Raw genomic sequence first — 2,500 nt, 5'->3', positions numbered from 1 at the left:
GCCGCGGGGGGGGGGAGGGGTGGGGACTCGGCGCTGCGCCGTCGACGAGAGCGAAGCTCTCGTCTGCCAATCAGAAATCTCTGATTTCTGATGGCGGGCCTTGTGCCCGGCGCACGGCGGTCGCAAGTGGTCTAGCACCGAGATGCTGTTGCGGTCGCTGTCCCGGTAGCCAACGCAATCGAGTGTCGCCGCAGAGTTGCAGCCAATCCCAACACCGATACCAAGTACGACAAAAAGAACCGAAAACTACCTACCTAATTCCCGCGGCCCTGCAGCTTCTCCTCCTCGGGCAGATCCACGTTCGACTCGCCCTTCATGCCGCCGCCCACGTCGGAGGCGATCTCCAGCAGCGCCTCGGGGTCGTCCCAGTTGTTGACCGCTTCGACGATCGCGCTGCCCATCTTCTCGGGGTTCTCCGCGCCGAAGATCCCCGAGCCGACGAAGATGCCGTCGCAGCCGTGGTACATCATCAGCGCGGCGTCGGCGGGCGTCGCGATCCCCCCGGCCGCGAAGTTGACGACGGGCAGCCGGCCGAGGTCGGCCGTCTCGTGGACCAGTTCCCGCGGCGCCTCGTGCTCGCGGGCCCACATCTCCCGTTCCTCGTAGTTCATTCCCTCGAGCTTGCGGATCGCGCTCTTGATGTTGCGCTGGTGGTGGACCGCCTGATTCACGTCGCCGGTGCCGGCCTCGCCCTTGGTGCGGATCATTGCCGCGCCCTCGTCGATGCGCCGGAGCGCCTCGCCGAGGTTGCGCGCGCCGCAGACGAACGGGGCGGTGAAGTCCCGCTTGTCGATGTGGTACTTCTCCTCGGCGGGGGTGAGCACCTCGCTCTCGTCGACCATGTCCGCGCCGGCGGCCTCCATGATCTCGGCCTCCTTCCGGTGGCCGATCCGGACCTTCCCCATCACCGGGATCGAGACCTCGTCGGTGATCTCCGCGATCTCGGCGGGGTTGGCCATCCGGGCGACACCGCCGCGCTTGCGGATGTCCGCCGGGACGGCTTCGAGGTGCATCACCGCGACGGCGCCGGCGTCCTCGGCGATCCGGGCCTGCTCGCGGTTCACCACGTCCATGATGACGCCGCCTTTCTGCATCTTCGCGAAGCCGCGCTTCACGAGGTCGGTGCCCCGTTTGAGCTCCTCGATGTCGTCCACTTCGTCCATACCCACACTTGCGGCGGGCGGGACTTAAGGGGGGTGGCTTCGGCCCGTTCGCCCGCGAGTCGACGCCGACGACCCACATCGGCACCGGCAGCCCTTTGCCATCGCTGCCGGTTTGCCCGCACCGTCACCGGCAGCCCTTTGCCACCGCCGGTCTGTCGCCCCAGTATGACTCTACCGGGCCTGCTCCCCCGCTCGCGCCTGCCCGACCGCGACGCGCTGCCGCGCTGGCTCGCACCGCTCCCCCGAGCGGTCGAGGATTTCGGGCTGCGCGCGGTGTGGCTCGTCGTCGTCACCAACCTCCTCGGCACCGCCTTCGGCTTCTGGTACTACGGCGTCCACCCCCTTCCCCTGTCGGACCCGCTGATAACTGGCCAGCTTGCGGCGGAGCCGGCGGCGTTCTGGCCGCTCGTGCCGGACAGCCCCGTCGCGACGCTGTTCATCGCGCTGGCGTTCGGCGCGTGGGCGCTGGGTAGCGCGAACGAGTACCTCTCGGCGCTCGCGTTCTTCGGCTGCTGGAAGCTCGGGCTCTGGACGCCGTACGTGCTGCTCGTCTTCTCTGACTCGTTCCGCGCGGTCAACCCCCTGCCGATGTACCTGTTCCTCCTGTTCAGCCACCTCGCGATGGTGGTGCAGGCGTTCGTCCTCCACCGCATCTCCGACTTCCCGGTCCGGGCCGTCGCCGTCGCGGTGCTGTGGTACGGCCTGAACGACCTCGTTGACTACTTCGTCCCGGTGCTCGGCACCCCCCACCACACGCTCATCCCCGGGCAAACTATCGGGGTCGACGGCTTCTTCACCCACCCGCCGGAGATCCACGCACTCGCGGCCGCCGGCGCGGTCGTGCTCACGCTGACGGCGACGGTCCTTACGCTCGCGACGCGAGTGAAGAAGCTGGAACTGCGCGCGAACGTGAGTCGTTAGAGCCGCCGGATCACGGCGTCGGCCACTTCGTCGGTCGACGCCGTGCCGCCGAGATCCGGCGTCCGCGGCCCGCCTTCCAGCGTGCGCTCGACCGCCGAGCGAACGTCGGCGGCCGCGTCCTCGTGACCGAGACTGTCGAGCAGCATCGCCGCGCTCAGGATCGCCGCCGCGGGGTTGGCGACGCCCTCGCCGGCGATATCGGGCGCGGTGCCGTGGACCGGCTCGAACAGCCCGTTCTCGGCGCCGACGTTTGCGGACGGCAGCAACCCCAGCCCGCCAACGAGTCCGGCGGCGAGGTCGGAGAGCACGTCGCCCGCGAGGTTCGGGCAGACGATCACGTCGTACGCCGTCGGGTCGAGCAGCAGCTTCGTCGCCAGCGCGTCCATCAGTTCGGTCCCGTACTCGGCGCCGCGTTC

3 protein-coding genes are annotated in these 2,500 nt (G+C 69.1%); 1 reads left to right on the top strand and 2 read right to left on the bottom strand.

The window, feature by feature from the left end:
* Positions 1-254 precede the first annotated feature (254 nt).
* Positions 255-1,163 carry a pyridoxal 5'-phosphate synthase lyase subunit PdxS gene (gene pdxS / locus ACFR9S_RS11240; RefSeq protein ID WP_379732522.1) on the bottom strand — a complete coding sequence of 303 codons (909 nt, stop codon included), beginning with the start codon at positions 1,161-1,163 and terminating at the stop codon, positions 255-257.
* Positions 1,164-1,328: 165 nt separating this feature from the next.
* Here pdxS and ACFR9S_RS11235 point away from each other — a divergent pair, with 165 nt between their 5' ends.
* Positions 1,329-2,084, top strand: a complete 756-nt coding sequence (locus ACFR9S_RS11235) for a DUF1405 domain-containing protein (protein WP_379732521.1) — start codon at positions 1,329-1,331, stop codon at positions 2,082-2,084.
* On the opposite strand, the gene ACFR9S_RS11230 is transcribed toward ACFR9S_RS11235, so the two are convergent.
* Positions 2,081-2,500: isocitrate/isopropylmalate family dehydrogenase (locus ACFR9S_RS11230; RefSeq protein ID WP_379818681.1), on the bottom strand; the 420-nt coding region annotated here is incomplete at its 5' end. The genes ACFR9S_RS11235 and ACFR9S_RS11230 overlap by 4 nt on opposite strands.

This window comes from Halolamina salina (assembly GCF_042678005.1).
Taxonomy (GTDB): Archaea; Halobacteriota; Halobacteria; order Halobacteriales; family Haloferacaceae; genus Halolamina; species Halolamina salina.
The sequence above is the reverse complement of the archived record's forward strand: the minus strand, read 5'-3'. Positions and strand labels throughout refer to the sequence as shown.

Bases quoted from the DNA above. Each gene is read 5' to 3' on its own strand.
- pdxS (WP_379732522.1), bottom strand. From the start codon at position 1,163: ATGGACGAAGTGGACGACATCGAGGAGCTCAAACGGGGCACCGACCTC.
- ACFR9S_RS11235 (WP_379732521.1), top strand. From the start codon at position 1,329: ATGACTCTACCGGGCCTGCTCCCCCGCTCGCGCCTGCCCGACCGCGAC.